The sequence below is a fragment of the Vibrio sp. Vb0598 genome (genome assembly GCF_033338935.1).
In the GTDB taxonomy this organism is placed as follows: domain Bacteria; phylum Pseudomonadota; class Gammaproteobacteria; order Enterobacterales; family Vibrionaceae; genus Vibrio; species Vibrio alginolyticus.
Window position 1 is genome coordinate 1 of sequence record NZ_JAWOTP010000173.1, and the last position, 1,249, is coordinate 1,249.

1 protein-coding gene is annotated in these 1,249 nt (G+C 45.5%); it reads left to right on the top strand.

The annotated features are described in order from the left end of the window. A partial coding sequence (gene pspF, locus R7Q38_RS23835; protein WP_318114529.1) for a phage shock protein operon transcriptional activator occupies positions 1-911 on the top strand: 911 nt, incomplete at its 5' end. Between the last annotated feature and the right edge of the window lie 338 nt (positions 912-1,249).

Sequence of the window (1,249 nt, forward strand, 5' to 3'; positions counted from 1 at the left end):
AGCGAGGTACCGGTAAAGAACTGATCGCTCAACGTTTGCATTACTTATCAAAACGTTGGGATAAGCCACTTCTTTCTCTCAACTGTGCGACCTTAAGCGAAGGTTTGATTGACTCCGAGTTGTTCGGCCATGAATCCGGCTCGTTCACTGGTTCAAAAGGCAAGCATAAAGGCCGTTTTGAACGTGCGGAAGGTGGCACTTTGTTCTTGGATGAGTTGGCAACTGCGCCGTTACTTGTGCAAGAGAAGCTGCTGCGAGTGATTGAATACGGTGAATACGAACGCGTTGGTGGCCACACCGCTCTTAATGCGGATGTGCGCTTAGTGTGTGCTACCAATGCAGATTTGCCACGACTGGCTGAGCAAGGTGATTTCCGCGCCGACTTACTCGATCGTCTAGCCTTTGACGTTATCATGTTGCCACCATTGCGAGAACGCAAAGAAGATATCCTGTCGCTTGCCGAACACTACGCAATGAAAATGTGTCGAGAGTTGCAACTCGAATACTTCGTTGGTTTCACTCATCAAGCGCAACAAGCCCTGCTCGATTACTCGTGGCCAGGTAATGTGCGTGAGCTAAAAAACGTAATTGAGCGCGCTATCTATCAACACGGACTAAATGCAGATCCGATTGATGAGCTGATTTTTAACCCTTTTGCGACTGGTTGGAACAATGCGCTTGGTCATACTGCGGCAAACGAAGACCCTCAGGAAGAAGCCTCGTCTCAAACGACTTCGATCCACTTTCCTCTCGATTACAAACAGTGGCAAGAGGAGCAAGATATCAATCTTCTCAATCGTGCCTTGGAAGAGGCAAAATTCAACCAACGACAAGCAGCCGAATTGCTGGGATTAAGCTATCACCAGCTACGAGGCATGGTCAGAAAGTACGGTTTAGTCGGACAAAGTTAACAAAACCAAAAACACCACTAGCCATAGATAACGCAACTCATGTCTGCAAAATTCGGGCTACAGTGTTAAATAGACATCGTATTTTGATCTAACACCCTACCAGCAAAAGATTTTGTGTTTGGAGCGAGTTCACAAAGGTGATAAATTAGCGAGATCATTTTCGCTTGTGAGCTCCGGACGAGTAAGATCAAATGAAACAAGCAAAATCCAATGAACATTTCATATTATGAATGCTTTTATAAGATTATCGCTGAGCCTTATTGGTATTAGCTTACTGACTGCCTGTGGTGAAGAAATCGATCACAACGATATTCGCCAAGCAGGTTTTGTGTTTTGTG